Annotated in this window: 15 protein-coding genes; 6 read left to right on the plus strand and 9 right to left on the minus strand. The window is 67.2% G+C overall.

The genetic code is table 11. The annotated features are described in order from the left end of the window. Nucleotides 1-21 precede the first annotated feature (21 nt). The gene (locus tag N4261_RS14255; RefSeq protein WP_435531926.1) at nucleotides 22-1,080 is read right to left on the minus strand and encodes a glycosyltransferase family 2 protein; all 1,059 of its coding nucleotides are present in this window, start codon (nucleotides 1,078-1,080) and stop codon (nucleotides 22-24) included. Nucleotides 1,081-1,870: 790 nt separating this feature from the next. Here N4261_RS14255 and N4261_RS14260 point away from each other — a divergent pair. Continuing rightward, a complete protein-coding gene (locus N4261_RS14260; protein ID WP_261755969.1) occupies nucleotides 1,871-2,245 on the plus strand; it encodes a GtrA family protein in 375 nt (124 codons plus the stop codon). 208 nt (nucleotides 2,246-2,453) lie between these two features. After that, a complete protein-coding gene (locus N4261_RS14265; protein WP_261755970.1) occupies nucleotides 2,454-3,449 on the plus strand; it encodes an MBL fold metallo-hydrolase in 996 nt (331 codons plus the stop codon). A gap of 105 nt (nucleotides 3,450-3,554) precedes the next feature. On the opposite strand, the gene N4261_RS14270 is transcribed toward N4261_RS14265, so the two are convergent. Both N4261_RS14270 and N4261_RS14275 read right to left on the minus strand, forming a co-directional pair. Next, nucleotides 3,555-5,099: a phosphoethanolamine transferase gene (locus N4261_RS14270; RefSeq protein ID WP_261755971.1), complete on the minus strand. Its 1,545-nt coding sequence runs from the start codon at nucleotides 5,097-5,099 to the stop codon at nucleotides 3,555-3,557. A gap of 367 nt (nucleotides 5,100-5,466) precedes the next feature. Continuing rightward, on the minus strand, nucleotides 5,467-5,985 hold the full coding sequence (locus tag N4261_RS14275) for a YkgJ family cysteine cluster protein (RefSeq protein WP_261755972.1): 519 nt from the start codon (nucleotides 5,983-5,985) through the stop codon (nucleotides 5,467-5,469). 303 nt (nucleotides 5,986-6,288) lie between these two features. Here N4261_RS14275 and N4261_RS14280 point away from each other — a divergent pair, with 303 nt between their 5' ends. Then, nucleotides 6,289-6,537, plus strand: coding sequence for a hypothetical protein (locus N4261_RS14280; protein WP_261755973.1), 249 nt, complete (start codon nucleotides 6,289-6,291; stop codon nucleotides 6,535-6,537). Nucleotides 6,538-6,816: 279 nt separating this feature from the next. Here the strand turns inward: N4261_RS14280 and N4261_RS14285 are convergent, their stop codons facing one another. Further along, complete coding sequence (locus N4261_RS14285; protein WP_261755974.1) at nucleotides 6,817-8,166, minus strand: MFS transporter; 1,350 nt, start codon at nucleotides 8,164-8,166, stop codon at nucleotides 6,817-6,819. 387 nt (nucleotides 8,167-8,553) lie between these two features. On the opposite strand from N4261_RS14285, the gene N4261_RS14290 reads away from it, so the two are divergent. Then, complete coding sequence (locus tag N4261_RS14290) at nucleotides 8,554-9,642, plus strand: glycosyl hydrolase (protein ID WP_261755975.1); 1,089 nt, start codon at nucleotides 8,554-8,556, stop codon at nucleotides 9,640-9,642. A gap of 148 nt (nucleotides 9,643-9,790) precedes the next feature. Here N4261_RS14290 and N4261_RS14295 read toward each other — a convergent pair whose 3' ends face one another. After that, nucleotides 9,791-10,276, minus strand: a complete 486-nt coding sequence (locus N4261_RS14295) for a Rossmann-fold NAD(P)-binding domain-containing protein (RefSeq protein ID WP_261755976.1) — start codon at nucleotides 10,274-10,276, stop codon at nucleotides 9,791-9,793. A gap of 312 nt (nucleotides 10,277-10,588) precedes the next feature. Between N4261_RS14295 and N4261_RS14300 the strand changes: the two genes are divergently transcribed. Beyond that, nucleotides 10,589-11,443 carry a Crp/Fnr family transcriptional regulator gene (locus N4261_RS14300; protein WP_261755977.1) on the plus strand — a complete coding sequence of 285 codons (855 nt, stop codon included), beginning with the start codon at nucleotides 10,589-10,591 and terminating at the stop codon, nucleotides 11,441-11,443. 158 nt (nucleotides 11,444-11,601) lie between these two features. On the opposite strand, the gene N4261_RS14305 is transcribed toward N4261_RS14300, so the two are convergent. From N4261_RS14305 to N4261_RS14325, 4 genes are all read right to left on the minus strand, one after another. Next, complete coding sequence (locus tag N4261_RS14305; RefSeq protein WP_290428821.1) at nucleotides 11,602-13,701, minus strand: PAS domain S-box protein; 2,100 nt, start codon at nucleotides 13,699-13,701, stop codon at nucleotides 11,602-11,604. 64 nt (nucleotides 13,702-13,765) lie between these two features. Then, nucleotides 13,766-14,590, minus strand: coding sequence for a response regulator (locus tag N4261_RS14315; RefSeq protein WP_261755978.1), 825 nt, complete (start codon nucleotides 14,588-14,590; stop codon nucleotides 13,766-13,768). 36 nt (nucleotides 14,591-14,626) lie between these two features. Beyond that, nucleotides 14,627-16,237: a hybrid sensor histidine kinase/response regulator gene (locus N4261_RS14320; RefSeq protein WP_261755979.1), complete on the minus strand. Its 1,611-nt coding sequence runs from the start codon at nucleotides 16,235-16,237 to the stop codon at nucleotides 14,627-14,629. A 3-nt stretch (nucleotides 16,238-16,240) separates the two neighbouring features. Continuing rightward, entirely contained in the window at nucleotides 16,241-16,996 is a 756-nt protein-coding gene (locus N4261_RS14325) for an MEDS domain-containing protein (RefSeq protein WP_261755980.1), read from the minus strand. Between the two features lie 240 nt (nucleotides 16,997-17,236). Between N4261_RS14325 and N4261_RS14330 the strand changes: the two genes are divergently transcribed. Further along, nucleotides 17,237-19,342 carry a sensor histidine kinase gene (locus N4261_RS14330; protein WP_261755981.1) on the plus strand — a complete coding sequence of 702 codons (2,106 nt, stop codon included), beginning with the start codon at nucleotides 17,237-17,239 and terminating at the stop codon, nucleotides 19,340-19,342. Nucleotides 19,343-19,436 lie beyond the last annotated feature (94 nt).

Here is a 19,436-nt window from a genome sequence, read left to right on the forward strand (position 1 = left end):
GGGGCGGCACCCTCGGCGCCCTCATTCCTGCGCCGGGGGCAGTCCCCGTCCCCACTGATCCCGCACCACATACAGCGGGCGGGCCTTGACCTCTTCGAAGATCCGCCCGATGTATTCACCCAGAATGCCCAGCGACAGCAACTGCAGGCCGGCGAACAGCATCAGGCTCACCACGATGGTGGTCCATCCGCTGACGACGTGGCCATAGACGAAAAACACCAGCGTGAGATAGGCGCCGTAGATGAAGGCGGCCAAGGCCAGCATCACGCCCACGGCACTGACGGCGCGCAGCGGCCAGGTGGTGAAGGAGGTCAAGCCATCCAGCGCGAGCTGAATCAGCCGAAGCGGCGGGAAATGGCTGCGGCCATGGGCCCGCTCATCGGGTTGATAAGGCACGGCGACCGATGTGTGCCCCACCCAGGCGTACAGCCCCTTCATGAAGCGATTGCGCTCAGGCAAGGCCAGCAGTGCATCGACGACATGCCGGTCCAGCAGTCGAAAGTCCCCGGCCCCGGCCGGGACCTCGAACCGGCCGGCGCGATTGAGCAAGCCGTAGAACAGCCGCACGCCCAGTCGCTTGAACCAGGCCTCGTCGTCCCGGCGCTCGCGCACGGCATAGACCATGTCGGCGCCGCGGGCCCAGTGGGCGATGAAGGATGGAATCAGGGCGGGATCATGCTGAAGATCGGCATCCATCATCACCACCACGTCACCCGCCGCCTCGGTCAGTCCGGCCGTCAGCGCCGCCTCCTTGCCGAAGTTGCGTGACAGCCGGATGGCGCGGACCCCGGGCTGGCGTGCACAGATCTTCAGCAGTGCCGCCGTGTCGTCCCGGCTGCCATCGTCGACGAGGATCAACTCCCAGGCGTCGCAGCAGTCGGTCAAGGTCTCGCACAGGCGCGGCAACAGGTCGCGCAGATTGCGGGCCTCGTTGTGGCAAGGGATGACGCAGGACAGCCGGAGTCGGCTGGGGCGGACGGTGTCCATCGTCTGGCGACGCGTCGCGGCGGCACTTCGCTCGCCTGTCGCGGGGCGCAACTCGCTCCGGCGGGTGGGCAGGCTATTGGGAACGGCTGTCATGAGGTCAGTATCGGGAGACGCTCCTGATCGATTCCTTAAGGAAGCTGTCAACGATCGACAGCTTCAAAGGCGGCGCGACGGCGCAAACTACGGCGCAACCTACGGCGCAAATACGGCGCCGAGGCGAGCACGGACCTCGTCCGTGCGCCGGTTCGCGACAACTTCGCCGCCGCCGATCGGTCCGGGCGACTCCCTTCAGTCATTGGGCCGCCTAGGTCGTCCCGATCAGGTCAATGGTTCAGATCTTTCGCGAAGTGCGTCAGTTCCGGCCCACGAGGACGCGGAGGACACGCAGGGCGTGCCCTCGACGCATGAGAAATCAACGGGGGGCACGGTCTGAGGTTGGTTTCGGGCGAACGCCGCGATGTTGTGCGCGGCGACCTCAACGCACGCTGAAGGAAGCGCCCTCGGTCCGCCACCGGCGCACAGCGGCGCCCGCAGCAGGGCATGCGTCACGCCATTTGATCGCCACCGCCTCCGCCACCGCCTCCGCCACCGCCACCGCCTCCGCCACCGCCTCCGCCTCCGCCACCGCCTCCGCCACCGACTCTGCCTGATGCGTGACGCGTGACGCGCTCCGAGGCCGGCGCTGCGGCGGACCGCCTGCGGGCCCGCCTCGGCTACCATCGCACGCCGCGCCCTCCGCGGGCGGGCAGGGGCGCTCCCGCTCAAGGCCAGCCCCCTTTTCGCCTCCCCGAGCGCGGGGATCGCGTCCCCAAGGCCGGGCCCACTTTTCCGGATACCGGTCACCCCTTTCGTCGGGTTCAGGCCCGCCATCGACACCTTCATCATGATCCAGGTCGCTCGATTCATCGCTGTGGGCTGCCTGGCCGCGCTGGTGCACTGGCTGGTGGTGGCTGCGCTGGTCGAAGGCCTTCAGTGGCATCCTCTCGTGGCCAACCTGGGCGGCTGGCTGGTCGCCCTGTGCGTGTCATTTTCCGGACACCATGGGTTCACCTTTCGCGGCCATGGCGCGCCGATGGGGACCACCGCGCCCCGCTTTGCGGCGATCTCCGCTGCCGGCTTCCTGGTCAATGAAGTCGCCTACGCCGCGATGCTCCGCTGGACGCAACAGTCCTATCAACTGGCGCTGGGTATGGTGCTGGTCGGGGTGGCTGCGGGGACCTATCTGCTCAGCCGTCAATGGGCGTTCCTGCGGCGCTGAGTCTTCCTGGGCGATGCGGCCTCATGCCACGTCACCGCACGAACTTGCGCACCGTCATGCGCCTTGAGTCGATCACCTCGCTCCCTGACGCCATCTCTGTCAACATCGCGACCGACGTCCGTTCTTCCGTTCTTCCGTTCTTCCGTTCTTCCGTTCTTCTGTTCTTCTGTTCTTCTGTTCGCCGACCCCTCCCTCACCGGAGCGCCCCATGCCCACCGTCCCCACCGCGCCCGCCCTCACCCTGTCCGCCGCCCGCCCGCACCCACTGGCGGTTGAGGCCTTCTTCGACGACCGCACCGGCACCGTCTCCTATGTGCTGTCCGATCCGGCAACCCGCCAGGCGGCGATCGTCGATCCGGTGCTGGATTTCGACCTCAAGTCCGGTCGCACCACCACCACGCAGGCCGACCGGTTGCTGGCCCACCTGGACGCGCATCGGCTGTCGCTCCAATGGATCCTGGAGACCCATGCGCATGCGGATCACCTCTCCGCCGCGCATCACCTGCAAGGCCGCGCAGGCGGGCGGATCGCCATTGGCGAGCACATCCGCGAGGTGCAGGCGACCTTCCGCAAGCTCTACAACCTGGAGCGCGAGTTCCTGCCCGACGGCCGACAGTTCGACCACCTCTTCCAGGACGGCGAGACCTTCTTCATCGGCGAGATCGAAGCCTGCGCGCTGCATGTGCCGGGCCACACGCCGGCGGACATGGCCTATCGGATCGCCGATGCCGTGTGGGTGGGCGACACCCTCTTCATGCCGGATGTGGGCACTGCGCGCGCGGACTTTCCCGGTGGTGATGCGGCCACGCTGTTCCGCTCCATCCGCCGTCTGCTGGCCCTGCCGGGCGACACCCGTCTCTTCGTCTGCCACGACTATCCACCCGCCGGCCGCGCACCCGCGTGGGAAACCACCGTGGCCGATCAGCGCGCCCGCAACATCCATGTGCATGATGGGGTGAGCGAGGTGGACTTCGTGGCGCTTCGACAAGGCCGCGACGCCCATCTGGATGTGCCCACACTGATCCTGCCGTCGATCCAGGTCAACATCCGAGCCGGTCAATTACCCCCGCCGGAGTGCGATGGCGTCAGCTACCTGAAGATTCCGCTGAACGTGCTGGCAGCCGGACCGGATGCCGCCACGGGCGCGCCCCCGCTCCCAAACGGCAGCGCCAGCTCGGACGGCCCTGCAGCGACGGACGACTGATCTCGCTCGTCGCGGCACCGATGGCAGGGGCGTTCGGCCATCCGTCTTCGCCGGGGCGTCGGGCGGAGGACATCGGTCGCAGGTCGGTGCGGCGGACGGGCGCCTTCAACCCTCCGCCCGCCATCCCGGCACCGGGATGGTGGGGGCCTCCCAGCGGTAGGCGGGATCGAGCAGGTTGCGGGTCGGTTGACGGCCCTGCCATCGCAGTTGCAGCAGATCCGCCAGCGTCCAGGCGGCCCAGTCGGCGCGAAAGGGGCGACGCGCCAGGGCGGGATCGAAGCCCTTGGCGGCCCGTGTATCCTGCGGGTCGGGGCCGCCCTGTCGCCAGACCAGCAGCGGAATGCGATAGCCCGCCGCCGTGCCGGGGCTGTGGCCCGCCTGGTTGACGGTGTGGCCGACCTCCTGGCCGTGGTCGGACATCAGCATCCAGGCGGCGTTATCAGCAGGCCCGACTGCTGCCCGGGTGCGGCGCAGCGTGTCCACCACCACCCCATCGTGATAGCGCACGGCCGCGTCATAGTCCCGTCGCAGCTCGCGCAGCCAAAAGGGTCGTCCGGCGGCGACCATGCCGCGGTCGACCTCGTCCTGGGCCTCGTCGAACGGATGCTCCCCTGCCGGGAAGCGCAGTTGGTAATGCGGATGCGCGCCCAGCAGATGCAGCACGATCAGCTTGCGGGACTCGGGCGCTTTCAGTGCGGTCTCGAACTCATCCAGCAAGCCGCCATCCAGCATGGCGCTGGAACGGCCCGGCGCCCGATTGACCATCCAGACATGGTCGCCCAGCCGCGCATGTTGCTGCTCGATCGCCACATCGTCGTGGTTGCTGATCCACCAGACCTTGTAACCCGCCGCACGGCTGAGTGCGAGCAGATGCTGGGTCTGGCCTACCGGACGGGTCTCATCACGCTCACCAAAGCTGAAGATGCCGCTGAGCGAGGGCACGGTCGCGGATTGCACCGACCAGGCGTCACGCACCTGCAGCAACTGATGGCCGAGCTCATGCCGCATCGAGACCAGGCCCGGGGTGGTCGGGCGGCTATAGCCGTACAGGCTCATGTTGTCCCGGTTCAGGCTTTCCGACAGCACCAACACCACGGTGGAGGATCCGGACCACGCCATCGTCGGCTGCGCGCGGCGGGCGTTTGCCATGAGCTGCTCGCGCTGCGCCTGCTGATCGGCCCAACCCTGGCGAAGCGCCTCCACCTTCAGCGACCAGGTGGGCCAGAACAGCACGGGATGGAGGCGTCGCCACGGCTTGCTCACATAACCCACGCTGCCGAGGATCAACAGCAGGATCAAGACCCAGCGGGCGCCGCGCCCCAGTTCACCTTCGCGTCGCCCGGCGCGTGCCGACAGCAGCCCGGCCAAGGCCAGGGCGACCGCCAGCGCAGCGCCGACGACCGCCAGCGACGGCCACTGGGAGGCGAGATATTCCCAGGTCTCCCGTGAGTTGGTATTGGCGGCTGCGCTCATGACCAAGGCGCTGTCGGCGGCGGCCTGGTAGTGGTCATGTAGATAGTGGCGCAAGGCCGCGTCAAGGAGGAAGACCGTCACCGTGGCGAAGGTCACTCCCCCGCGTACCCAGACCCAGGCGGGGCGTCGCACTGGCCACAGCAACCATGTCAGCACCGGCAGCGCGAGCAGCAGCATCTGCGCTATCCGAATGCCGTCATATCCCAGCGCCACCGCACCAGACAAGATCGCCGTCAGGAGGATCCAGGCCCGCCAGGGGCTCAACTCGGAGAATGACGGCACACGCAACAGACGGGACCGGGACAGAAACGACGAACGGGAGACTGACATCGACGCGGGCGACATGGGCAGACAGAGCGGTGGCGCAATCTAAAGGTCCTCGCCGTGCGGTCTGCATCGGAAAATCCTGAAGGCGCCATCGACACAAGCTGCTATTTCATCACCGAATCGGGTCAGCGAAGTGGCGCTGTTCGTCCGGGCGCGGGGTGGGTCAGGACGAGGGACCAAACCCAGGTCCATGGGCGTGGGTCAAGGTGCCCTCCCGTTAAACGCCCATGGACGCCGACGGCAACGCCGCCTGGGGCCCGGCGGGCTCCTCCAACAGGGTGGCCGCGACGGCCATCAGCTTGTTCATCGCCTCGGCGGCTTCATCCGGATCCAGCCGCACAGGTACCCCGACGCGATGCGCGGCGGGATGCCCGCCCACGGCTTCAGTCAGCCCCGCCTCCATGTCGACCGCCGTGCCCGCGCCGACGCCGGAGCCGCCCGAGCGCATCTCCAAGGTCAATTGCAGGGCCACCTCTGCGGGCATCGCCAGGTTTCTGGCATCCATCTCCGCACAGGCATGCGCCTGCAGCAGGTAATAGACCCGTTTTGAGATCGACCCCGCCAGCCGCTGGCGATAGAGGTCATCCACACGACACACCAGCGGCCGCTGCACATACACCGTGCATCGTTGGGAGGCGGGGTCCAGGTGGCGACAAACGCCGTCGCCCAGGTTCAGCACCGAGGCGGCAGGAAGTTGGCGGCAGCAGCGGCCGCAGGACGTGCAGGGGAAGTCCATGAAAAAGGGAGCCGATCGTGTGGATCGTGGCGGAGGCGGAAAGAGCCTCATTCGTCACCCTGCGTCGTCTTGGGTTCGGCCGCTGACGCTGCACGCATTTGCACATCCCATGGCGATTCGACCGATCCGTGTCTGAAACGGTCGGACGGCCCGTCGAGGATGAGGTCGCCCGATACGGCCACCCTGCCATGGGCGCCATAGCCGCATAGCAGCCCCTGCGGCCATCGCAGGGGCATCGCAGGGGCATCGGGAATGAGCCTTGCCGGCCTGATGCTCATCCAGAACCTCCGATGGAAATCCACCATGACTGCTCGCCCGTCCAACACCGCGTCCAACCGCTCGCCAGCCCACTCGGCCGCTGTCCAGCAGCCCATCGACGCCCCGAACCTGACCGCTGATGACGACCTCGACGCGATCTATCAGCAACTGGTCAAGGGCGTCGGTCGTGAGCGCGTCACTGATGCCAACGCCGAGGCGCTGGCTCAACGCGCCCAGCAAGAAGGCCATACGGTGCTAGCCACCGAACTGCGGGAGTGGTTGGCACCCTGCTGAGGCACGGCGTCGTCCCGACCCGAGTTGCCAAAACAGGATCGCCAAAGAAAATAGCCCTGGTCTTGCGACCAGGGCTGAAAGTGTGTCCGCCCGCAGAGGGAGAAAGGCGGACCATGCGAGAGAGAAGCATGAACAGCGAAGCTCGAGTTCCGCTGTCAGGTACGTACTCTAGGGACCGGTCTCGGGCTTGGCACGTCGCTAATCGCCCTTTCGCAGCGCTGGCTTTGCCTCAAAGTCGTGTAGGTGTTTGACCTACAAGCAGCGCCCAGCGGCACTTTTTCAATTGGCCGGGCGGGCGCTGGTCCAATGCAGGGCCCGCCGCGCCGCCAGCGCCATGAAAACGGCAAACACCACCACGCAGCCCAGACCCACGGTGAGGGAACTGTGCTCGGCGATCAAGCCGATCAACGGCGGCCCGGCCATCATGCCGAGGTAGCCCACCGCCGACACCGCAGCGATGCCGTGGGCGGCGCTCACACCCGGCACCGTCGCGGCGGCGCTGAACAGCACCGGCACCACATTCGACAGCCCCAGACCGACGAGTGCGAAGCCCGCCAAGCCGACGGTGGCCACCGGCACCAGCAGGGCCAAGGCCATGCCCAGCGCCGCCAGCAGGCCGCTCATGACCATCAGCGGAATCGGCGCCACACGGGCACGGACCCAGTCGCCCCCGAAGCGTCCCACGGCCATCGCCAGGCTGAAACTGGCGTAACCCAGTGCCGAGACACTGGCGGAGCTGGCACGCTCCTGTTTCATGAACAGCACACTCCAGTCGTACATCGCGCCTTCCGCGATCAGGCCCAGCGCCGCCAGGGTGCCGATCAAGGCGAGCGGGCCCCGTGGCAGGCTCAGCGGTTGCTTCTCGACCGGGCCGGTCGTCATGGGCAACATGGCGCCGCTGGCCAGCACGATCAGCCCGATGCCGATGCCGCCGGCGAGCAGCAGATGGGTCTGAGCCTGCAGCCCGAGCATCGGCAGCAGACTGCCGGCGGAGGCGCCCACCATGCCGCCCAGGCTGAACATCGCGTGGAAACCGCTCATCAGCGGCCGTTGGCTGAGTCGCTCGATCTCGCTGGCCTCGGCATTGATGGCCACGTCGAACAAGCTGGCGGTGGCGCCAAACATCAGCATCAAGCCCAGCAGGCCCCAGTACGCCTGCGGCAGCAGCAGACTGGCCACACAGACCGCGCACAAGGAGCCCACCAGCGCCGCCAGCGCCCTGGGACCAAAACGCGCCACCACCCGTCCGGCCTGGGCGAGTGACAGCAAGGCGCCCACGCCGCCAGCGAGCATCGCCAGCGCCAGCGCCTGTTCGCCCAACCCGTAATGCGCCTTGACCGTGGGGACGTGCACGCCCCAGGTCGCAAACAGCGCCCCGGATGCGAAGAACTGCGCACGCAGCGCCCAGGCTGCGGCACGCCAACGTGCCGGAGTTCCCGACCGATGCGCCTCGGAGTGACCGGGCCCACCGGCACCACGGGGTTCATCTGCAGCCGCGGGCTGAGCGCGACCAGCGTCACGCGTCACCTCGCGCGGCGCGGCACGGTGTGCGTTCGGTGCCACGGCATCCGCTTGGGCATTCGGGGAACTGGGGGGCATCGGCATCGTCGAAGGGGCGTTGGCGGACATGGGCAGTCAGAAACTCCAGCAGAGGGCGGTCACCGGCGCACGCAGCGGGCGGCCGGGTGCGCCACTGTAAAGGGATAGCGCCGGATACCGCCTTCGACACTGCGCGGTGAGCACCGGGACATCCTTAACGGCTGTGTCATCAATCTAAACAATGTGTTTCAGCGCTATGCCGGGATCGGTCGACCACGCCATACTCTGCCCCGCAATGCCTGACCCTGATTTGAGGGACAAGGCCATCCACGGAGGCGGCCTCCGCCGTGGCGCCGATTCCAGTCCGCGGTCACCCATCTGGAATCCATCGCCCGCAGGTGCCGCCCACCGCACGACTCCTTCGGAAGGACGACCGCCCGTCGATCGTCACCTTCCTTTTATCGCTGAGAGACATCGATGAGCGAACGGCAACCGAAAGCGCCCCTGATTGCACCGAAGCCACCTGGGCTGGCCGAGTCCGCATCGGACGCGAGTGTCTCCAGCCCGGTGAACACCCAGCGTCGACGCCTGCTGGCCGCTGCCGGTGCCGGCGCGGTGGTCACCACCCTCAGCGCGTGCGGCGGCGGAGGCAGCAGCAACGAAACGGTGCCGGCGGCGCCATCGGCGGGGCCCTCGCCGTCGCCGTCGCCGTCGCCGTCGCCGAGTCCGTCGCCCTCCCCTAGCCCGTCGCCGTCGCCCAGTCCTGCACCATCTCCGACCCCGGCCCCGCCGCCCGTGGGCAAACGCGGCATCGCCTACGACCTGAAGGATGCAGCCGACTTCACCGCGCTCAATGGTCCGGTGGGCTGGTGGTACAACTGGGCGCTCCAGCCGAGTGCCGCAGTGCAGGCTGCGCCCAGCATCGCCGGCTCGATGGAGCACGTGCCGATGCTGTGGAACTTCGATTTCGACACGGCCAAAGTGATCGCCGCCTTGAAGGCGCGCCCGTCGGTGAAGTATTTGCTGGTACTCAACGAGCCCAATCTGACCGATCAATCCAACCAGACCCCTGCCCAGGCCGCCGCTCAGTGGCCTCGCTACGAGGAGGTGGCTGCAGCGACGGGTGTGGCGATCGTCGGACCGGCCATCACCTGGGGCACGATGTCCGGCTACAGCGATCCGGTCGTCTGGATGGATGCGTTCTACGCGGCCTACCGCGCCGCCAACGGGGGCCGGGATCCGCAGATCGACGCGCTGGCCTTCCACTGGTATGACTACGGTCTGGACGGCCAGCTCAATCGACTGACCAAGTATGGCAAGCCGTTCTGGGTCACCGAGATGGCGAACTGGCATCCGCAGAACGATGGAGCCCAGATCGACACCGTCGCCAAGCAGAAGGCGCAGATGGCGCAGATGGTGGACATCTGCGAGAAGCGCACCGATGTGGCGCGCTACGCCTGGTTCACCGGACGCTGGTCTCCCGACCCGCACTTCACCAGCCTGCTGGCAGGCTCGGGTGTGCTGACCGAGGTCGGCCAGTCCTATCGGACGCTACCCAAAGCCTGATCGGTTGATCGAGGCGCGCGCGCGGGTGCCTGAAGGGCACAGCCGCCGTGCCCGCCCCTTTCCTTGGCGCCAGCGCCTGACATGGATGCAGGGAACCGGAGGCTGTGAAGCCACCCGCCGCCCCCGGTCGTCCTCACAGAAGCGAACCTCAGGCGGTGTCAGACCGCGCGAGCGCTCTCAGCAGCGCCAACCGCAGCCGCTCGCTGCGTCGGGCGACGTTGTCGACCTCATCGAGTGCTGACTCGCGTGGTGAGGCCACGGCGCCCTCCCCGTCCACATCCGTCTCGCGACCGCTCGGGATCGCGCCCTGCGCGCCGGCCAGGTTGTCGAACACCGGAATGCTGGCCGCCTGCGCCAGCCGCCGGACCACCAAGGCCGGCAGGTCCTGGCATTCGATCGCGTCATACAGCTGGGCGAGCAGATGTCCGAGCTTGTCGGTCTGTGCGTCGCTGGTCATAACGACGTCCGTGGTCCGCAGCAAGGCCACCTCCGCCCCCATCGCCTGGGCCACATCCAGGAACAGCTGGGCGCAGTCGCTTTCCCCGGAGCCACACACCAGGCCCAGCCGGCACCCCTGCAGCGGCTGGGGTGCCGTTGATCGAGCGCGAGCGGAATGGGAGGACGGAGCGGGCATGAAGTGACGGCAGCTGAGCAAAACCGGACCACCGCAGCGTGCGGCACAGGACCGGAGGACGGCACCTCCGGGGTTCACCCAAAGGGAGCATCGGCCGGAAGCGTAGTTCAGGCGCTCCAGCAATCGTTGATCGATGTCAATTGGTCAGCCCAAATAGGTAGGTTCGACCCGTCATTCGTCTGCATCCATGACTCAAACAGGTTGCGTGTTACCAAACATTCACCCAGTGTTACGGAGCGATGTTGTCGATTGCCTTGCTGGTTGCGGCGGGTTCCTAGCATGAGTCCCATCACATCAACCAACGAAACGATCATGTCCTCCGCTGCCAACTTCCTCCCCACCTCCGCATCCGTCAAGCCGCCGATCCTGCCCTCGCGCCACACCGTGCATGACTTGTCCATCGACCACTTTGACTCGGAGATGTCGGCGGACCACTCGGACAGCCATGCGCCCTACCTCCATCTGCAAGCACGCCAGGCCCATCAGCGCATGCTGGAGGCCATGCAGGTCATCCGCGATCTGGTCAAGCCGACAGCCAAGGTGGTGCGTGCAGGCGATGTGCTCTACCGCGCCGGACAGCCATTCGACACGGTCTTCCTGATCAACGCCGGCGCCTTCAAGCTGGTCAGCCGCAGCCTGGACGGTCGGGAACAGATCGTCAGCCTGAAGTTCCGCGGTGATTGGCTGGGCTTCAGCGGCATCGCCAACGGTCGCCACGCCTGCGACGCCGTGGCCATGGACACCGGCAACGTCTCCATCATTCCCTACGACGCCCTGGCCGAAGGCTGCTCGCGCCATACCCCGCTGATGTCGGTGGTCCACAGCGCGATGAGCACCGAAATCAGTCGCGAACGCGAATCCCTGATGTCGGTCTGCACCCTGGCCTCTCAAGCGCGAGTGGCGGAATTCCTGTGCGCCTGGGCCCGCAGCATGGCCCAACGCGGCCTGCGGGCGGATGAACTGACGCTGCGCATGACCCGTGCCGACCTCGGCAACTACCTGGGCATGACGCTGGAAACGGTCAGCCGCTGCCTGTCCCGCCTGGCCCGTGAACAGCTGATCCGCTTCGGCGAGCGTGGCCGTCGCCAAATCACGATTCCGGATCTGGCCCGGCTGGAAAACTATGTGATCAGCGGCACCGCCGGCAAGTCCACCCACCTGCAGTGAGCGCGGGAGACATCCCGGGCGCCACGCCAAGGCCGCCATGGCCCGTCGGCGACGGCGTTCGGGAGCACCTGCCTTCCACTCCGACTCCCTCCAGAGGCATCGCATGCGGCAACGCATCGCGATGCCTCGTCACATCTGCGGATGAAATGAGCTGCAGGCTAAGCAGCCGACATCACGCGTGCCAACGCGTCGCTCAACTGGTCGCGGGTATAGGGCTTCGGCAAGAAGTCCCACGGCAACGCGGGCGCCTCACCTTCCTGCAATTCCGACGAGTAGCCGGACATCAACAGGATGCGCATCTGCGGCCGCTCGAGCTGAATCCGCTCGGCCAGCTCCGTCCCGCGCATGCCGGCGCCGAGCGCCACATCGCTGATCAGGCAGTCCGGAACGGCTGAAGCACCGGTTGGCTGCGTCCCTGCCGCCGCCTCCATCGCCGCCGCAGCCGTCGTCATTTCATCCAGACGGCGCAATGCTTCTTCCGCGCTGGCGCAGGCGGTGACCACGCAGCCCAGGTCGGTCAGGAAGCGACGGGCCACCGCACGCACCGCCGCATCGTCTTCCACCAACATCACCCGCAATCCGGGTGCCAGCGCGCCGTTGGCAGAGGGGACCTCGCTCACGGACTTCATCTCGACCGGCGGCTGCGGCAGCACCAGGCTGATCGTTGTCCCTTGGCCCACCACGCTGTCGATCAACAGTTGCCCGCGCGACTGACGCGCAAAGCCATACACCGTGCTGAGCCCCAACCCGGTCCCGCGACCGGCCTGCTTGGTGGTGAAGAACGGCTCGAACGCACGTTCCTTCACCTCATCCGGCATGCCGGTGCCGGTGTCGCGCACGGTCAGCCGGACATAGTGAACGTCGCCGGACGCGGCGGACCGGTCCCCCGCAAGAAGCGACTCGCGCAAGTCCGGCGGCAGGTCCTTCAACGCGCCCAGCGCCTGGGCGGCGAAAACCAGATCCCCCCCGCCCGGCATCGCGTCGCGCGCATTGATGGCGATGTTCAGCAGCGCGGACTCCAACTGGCTCGCATCCGCCATCACATCCGGACAGCCGTCGGCGACCTCCACCCGGATCCGAATCCGCTGGTCCAGGGTCCGGCGCAGCATGTCGGCCAGCGAATGCAGCAGTTCACAGACATCGATGCTGCTGGGCTGCAGAACCTGGCGTCGGGAGAAGGCCAGCAGCTTGCTGGTGAGCTCGGCGCCTCGTCGAGACGCCCGCGTGGCCGCGGCGACCATGGACGGTGCCACCGCGTCGCCCGCCACCGCCGGCAAGTCCGCCATGACCTGCAGGTTGCCTTGGATGACGGTGAGCAGGTTGTTGAAATCGTGGGCAATGCCGCCGGTGAGTTGGCCGACCGCTTCCAGTTGCTGCGAATGCCGCAGTGCCTCTTCAGTCTGCGCTCGTTGCAGACAGGTGCCCAGCAGATTGGCCACCGATTCCAGAAAACGCAGCTCCGGATCCCCGAATCGCTGAGGCGTGCTGGAGCGCGCCGCCAGCGCACCCACGACCTGCCCGCGGTCGGACAGCGGCACCGACAGCGCCGAGCGCAGACCCGACGCAAGATAGGACGGCGGCACGTCGAAACGCCGCTCCTCCCGGTAATCGGTGACGATCACCGGGCCCGACTGGGCCAGCACAAAGCCGGCCGGCGTGTCCGGCAGATTGGGCAAGGTGGTGCCGATGGACTCGGTGGCCACCACCCCGAAGCCGCCCGCCACAGTGACGGTCGCCTTGCCCGGCGCCAGCAGATAGACCACCGCCTGATCCACTTCCACCGCTTGGGCGACGATCGCCGGCACCTGGCGCAGCACGTCCTGCGGATCGCCGGAATCGACCACCAGCTTGCCCAACGCGGCCAGGTGTTCGCTGTAGCGGGCGCGCTGCAAGGCCTGGCGCACCCGCGGATATTCGCTGACGCCACGCAAGGCCGCCATCACATACGGCAGGCCCTGTCCCTGCAAAGGACTGAGGGCGATCTCCACCATGACCTCGGAGCCGTCGCGCCGCTTGGCCACCAGGTCCATTTGTGTGCCCATGGGCCGCGCGCGAGGCGCCTGGCCATAGTCGGCGCGAAATGCGGCATGCCGTGGTCGGATGCTGTCGGGCACCAGGGTCTCGACGCCCAGACCGAGCAGTTCTTCGATGGGATAGCCCAGCAGCGCGGAGGCCGCCGGATTGGCCAGCAAGATGTGCCCCTCGCTGTCAACCAGCAGCAAACCATCCGGTGAGGCCACGAAGAGGGCGCGAAACACGCTGGCCTCCTCGATGCCAGGAGGCCATTCCGGAGTGACCAACGGACCGCTCATCGCCCGGCGCTCAATCGGAGCTTCGCTTCGCGGTCACCCGCGGCACGAAAAGATAGCCGGCGCCACGCACCGACTTGATCCAGAGGCCCTCACCCGAATCGGCGCCCAGCTTGCGGCGCAGCCGCCCGACCTGGACATCGATGGTGCGATCAAAGGGCGAGGATTCCCGGCCCCGGGTGTGCTCCAACAGGAAATCGCGGGACAGCACCCGGCCGGGATGCAGCAGGAACGCATGCAGCAGATCGAACTCGCCGGTGGTGAGCGGGACTTCGGCGCCGTCCGGATCGCTGAGCCGCCGGGCGGCGACATCCACCGACCAGCCCTCGAACAGCAGTTGCTCGCGGGGGTCGCCCACGTCCTGCGGCGCCGCCACCACCGACGCGACGGCGGATGGCGGCAGCGCGGCGGCGGTGGGATCCGGCGTCAGGCGTCGCAGCACCGCCTTCACCCGGGCGGCCAGCTCGCGCAGGTCAAAGGGTTTGGTGATGTAGTCATCGGCGCCGATCTCCAGCCCCACCACCTTGTCGACCGAATCGCCGCGGCCGGTGACGATCACCAGGCCGCACTTCCAGTACTGCCGCAGTTGCCGGGCGATGGCGAAACCATCCTCACCGGGCAATCCCAGATCCAGCAGCACCAGTTGGGGCGGATCGTCCGCCATCAGCGACATCAGGGCAGCGCCGCTGTGCAATTGCGTGACACGAAAGCCGTGCGTGGTGAGGTAACCGGCCAGCAGCAGGGTGATGTCCGGCTCGTCGTCGACCACGGCCACATGGGTCGGCAGTGGCGCCGGGGATGCGGCGGTGGGCGGAAGTGGAAGGCCGGACGTGGACATTGACGCGGCAGAGCGCAGAGGGAAGACGGCGCGATTCTAGGGTGACGCCGACGGCACCAGCCGTTCAAGTGTGCGCAGCAGGAGGTCCAGGTCGATCGGCTTGACCAGGTGCTCGTCGAAACCGCTGGCGAGCGCCTTCTCTCGGTCGGACGACTGGCCGTAGCCGGTCAGGGCGATCAGTCGCGGTGCGGCGTCGCCGAGCTCCCGGCGCATCTGGTCGGCCAGCTCATAGCCGTCGATCACCGGCATGCCGATGTCCAGCACCGCGGCGTCGAAACGCTCGGTGCGCACCCGGTCCAGCGCCTCCTGCGGCAAGGTGGTGGTCACCACCTCGAAGCCGCAGTAGCGCAGGGCCATGCCAAGCGTCTCTGCCGCATCCCGGTTGTCGTCCACCACCAGCACCCGCCCCTGCGCGGGGCGCGCCACCGGGGCCTGCGCATCGGCCGCGCCGGTGGTCGGCGCGGGCAGGTGCCGCTCGACGGGCAGATCGACCCGGAACCGCGCGCCCAACCCCGGCCCGGCACTGTGCACCTCCACCGCGCCGCCATGCATCTCCACCAGCCGCCGCACGATGGCCAGGCCAATGCCCAGCCCGCCGTTGGAGCGATCCAGGGTGGTGCTGCCCTGTTCGAACAGCTCGAAGATGCGCGGCAGCAGGTGGCTGTCAATGCCGGCGCCGTTGTCCTCCACATCGATCCGGAGTCGGCTGTCCACCTCTCGGGCAGAAATCTGGATCTCGCCCTGCGTCGGGGTGTACTTGGCCGCATTGCTCAGCAGATTGACCAGCACCTGCCGCAACCGGCCGCGGTCGCCCATCAGGCGCAAGGCCGGATCGACCTCGCACTCCACCCGCAGCAGATGGTTGCGCTCTTCCAGCAAGGGGCTGACGCCTTCGATCGCATCGGTCAGCAGGAGCCGGATGTCGATGGCTTCGCGGGTCAGTTCGACCTTGCCGCGGGTGATCCGGGTGATGTCCAGCAGGTCATCGACCAGCTTGGACAGATGGCCGACCTGGCGTTCGATGATCTGATGTTCCCGGCCCAGGCCGTCGCCGCGCATCTTGATCAGATGCAGCGCGGTGGAGATGGGTGCCAGCGGATTGCGCAGTTCATGGCCCAGCATGGCGAGGAACTCGTCCTTGGCGCTGGCGGCGCGCTCGCGTTCCTGGTCCAACCGCGCCGCATGCAGACCGGTGGCGGCCAAGGTGGCGGCGGCGCGCATGAAGGCGCTTTGGTGGGCCGACGGAAAGTCCGGTCGCGAGGAGCCGAACCACAGGCTGCCGGCGCGGCCCGCCGGCCCCAGGTGCAGACGCACCACCCGCAGCGGCCCCAGCGGCGACTCCTGCGGCAGCGGGTCTTCCGGCCCTTCCGGCATCTGGCGGCAGGCGTGGATGAAATCAGCCCAGTACGGTTCGTGGGCCACCTTCACCCCGCCGACCTGCATCTGGATGACCGGTGCGGCGTCGGCCGTCAGCGGGGCCCACACCAGGCAGACGGCGGTGCCGACGATCCGGTTCACCGCCTCGGTCGTCAGTTGCAGCACGGTCGCCGCATCCCGGCCGACCCACAGCGCCGGCAGCGCCAGCAGCCCCATCAGATCGCGCAACGCCTCGTCAGCGGCGCCGGATTGAAAATTGGAATGTCCCATGCCTCAGCGCAGCGCTCGCAGCGCACCCGTCCTGGTTTCCCGATGGCCGGCATGGCGACCGCCCCGGCTGCCGCGCCGGGCCGCCAGTTCGCGCAACATTTCTGCCGGCGGGGTGTAGAACGGGTTTTCGCGCAGCACGCCGGCAATCAGCGTCAGCGGATGTGTTCTCAGCAAATCCATCATGGTGGCGCCATCCAGTGTGGCGATGTCGTAGACGCAAACGGCGGGTTGCCGATGACGCGCCAGGATGTCGTTGACTTCAGCTTCATATTCCATCACGTCGGCCTTGTCCGGCGCGGCCTGCAGCAACTGACCCATCCGCGCCATCAGACGGACCCGGGGAAAACCAACGTCCCTCGCGGGGCCGGTCCAGTGATCGATGGATTCCAGCAGGCGCTGCTTGTCGAAATCGCCCTCGTCGTCGAAGCAAACGGTCCGCCAGTCCCGCAATTCAAGCTGACCGCAGGCCTCGCAGTGCGAGGTCGCAAGCCCCGCATCCGACAGATGGGCACGATGGACATCCTTCTGATCGGCCGCCAACAGGTGCAGGAGCTGCTCGCCCTGACGGGCAGCGTCCAGATGGAAGGGGCCCAGCACCTGGTCCTCCTCCTCCCGACTGTTGAAGAAGGCGCAGACATGAAAGTGCGTCAGGCGGCTCCCGGCCAGCCACATCGCTGCGTCATGCCCCAGGTCCATCCTGCCGCCGTCCACCGGGTCACTCTCCCAGTCGACCTGCGGCACGCCGTCCATGCCTGTCATCGCCCCTCCTTGTGCTGCCACCTGTTGATGTTAGCCTTGATACAAGCATTCCAGGCCCGGCATCAGCCTGTGGAGGTTGCGGGTTGAACCGTATCTGCTGGTAACGTTGTGCATCCCCGAGGTGGCAGGCGCCACGTGCTGTTCGTCGGCGCAATCGCGCCTGCTGGGTGAGCTGCCGCAAGACGATCGGCAACCCCACAAGCGTGTGAGCGCCCGGGCTGCTGATTGCGCAGGAGAGACATGGCTGAAGCGAGCACGTCTGACGGCTCCGGTCACACCCAGGGTGTGGCCGGGATCCTGGAGGTCTTGAAGGAGCCGCCGCGCTGGCGACGGCGGTGGGGATCGTGGCTGGCGCTGGCCCTCGTGCTGGCTACGCTGGGCCTGTTCGAGCTGGTGCTGTGGACCACCAGCGACCGCCTGGGCCAGGTGGATCCGATCCTGCAGGTCGACCGCTATGAACTGCGGTCCGTGCCTGCCGATGATCCCAAGGCGTTGCGCTTCGACGGGCCCCTGCACCTGCGGCAAGATCATCTGCCGCTGCCCCACTTCGAGAACGTCGGCCATCCCAGGGCGCTGCACAAGGCCCGGCTGCGTTTCGACATCTCCCGGTTCATCACCGACGCCGATGTCTTCGACGAACGCCGCGACGGCGATCGCCAGACCGTCCCCCGCGCGCCGACCAAGGCCCTGCTCATCAGCCAGGCGATTCATGGCGTGGATGTCTACCTCAACGGCGTCTGGCTGGACGGCTATCCCCGCTCTACCGCGACGGCCCGGTTCATGTGGTTCCGCCCCCTGCCGGTGGAACTGCCCGCCAAGCTGCTGCGCCGCGACGGGCCGAACGAGCTCATCATCGACTACACCACCTGGGAGCCTCACTTCATGCTCTCGCCGGTGTACATCGGAAATGTGGAGCCCATCGCCTATGTCAGCGAAGTGGTGGACTTCTTCAGCAATTCACTCGCCAACGCCTCGAAAGCCTTCTGCTTCCTGGCCGGCGTGTTCATGATCGGGGTCTGGCTGGTCAACCGCACTGACGGCACCTTCGGGCTGATCGGGCTGGTCGCGCTGTTGTGGGCAGTGGTCTACACCCTGTCGCTGTGGGTGTACATGCCGCCGGACTGGCGTCCCGTCTGGCTGCTGTTCTTCTACTTCTGTACCGGCGCGCTCAACCTGCTGGGCACGATGTTCGTGATGCGCTATGTGGACCAGCCGATCCCGCGACCGTTGTGGTGGGGGATGCTGCTCGCATCGTCACTGGCCGTGGCCGTGCAACCCCTGGGCGGCGAAATCGCCGAACTGGACCTGGACCTCTACTGGATCTGGCTGCTGGTCCCCTTCCAGCTCTGGGCGATGGTGCAACTGGCCCGCCATGTCTGGCGCACCCGCAGCCGACCGGCCCTGGTGATGTTGCTGATGCTGCTGCTGGCCGGGGTGCTGGTGATGCACGACTACAACGTGATGACGCATCAGTTGCCCCTGCCGGTGCCGGACTACCCGGGATCGCTGTTCCGCCTGCTGGGAACCCCGGTGTATCTCACCCACCTGGCGCTCCCGCCGCTGCTGGTGGTGATGGCCCATGCGCATCTGCTGAAGTACCGGGAGAGCGTCAAGCATGTCCGCGAGGCCAACCGCATCCTGGCGGAAACGGTGCGCCGCAGGGAGATGGCGCTGGCGGTGAGCTACGACCGGCAGAGCGAACTGGAACGAAATGAAGCCGCCCAGGAGGAGCGCGACCGCATCTATCGGGAGCTCCATGACGGCATCGGTTCCCAACTGGTGACCACCATCTTCAGCGTCCGCGAGGGCAACGCCAGCCGCGCCCAACTGGAGCAGCGGCTGCTGGACGTTCTGCAGGGCGTGAGGGAGGTGATCTCCAGCACCGACACCACCGAACACCGGGAGTTCCAGAACATCCTGTTCGACTACTGCGTCAACCTGGACTCCCTGCTGAGCGCCAAGGACTTCCAGATCGAATACGACATCCAGGACGGCAACGAGTTCGTGCTGCTGGACGACCGATCCCGGGAGCTGCTGCGCATCGTCGAGGAGACGGTGGCCAACACGCTCAAGTACGCGCGGGCGTCCCTGCTGCGCATCACGCTCACCCATGACGACACCGTCATGACGCTCACCATCTCCGACAACGGCGATTCCCACCTGGATGTGGGCCACGGCGTGCGGTCTGACTTCGGTGTCTCCACCGGCCAGGGCTTGAAGAACATGAAAGCGCGCATGCAACGCTTGGGCGGTGTGTTCAGTTTCGTCCAACATCCCGACGGCGCCACGACGACCGTGACGCTGCCGCTGGCGGGGCCCCCTTCGCCGAAGCTGCCCGCTGCATGACGCAACGCCTCGACGCTGCCCGGTGGCGTCAGCCCGGTGGCGTCAACCGGCGCGGCCGATGTCGCGACCGTCCGGGCGAGGGTGACCGGCGCTG

This window comes from Roseateles amylovorans (genome assembly GCF_025398155.2).
Lineage (GTDB): Bacteria > Pseudomonadota > Gammaproteobacteria > Burkholderiales > Burkholderiaceae_C > Roseateles > Roseateles amylovorans.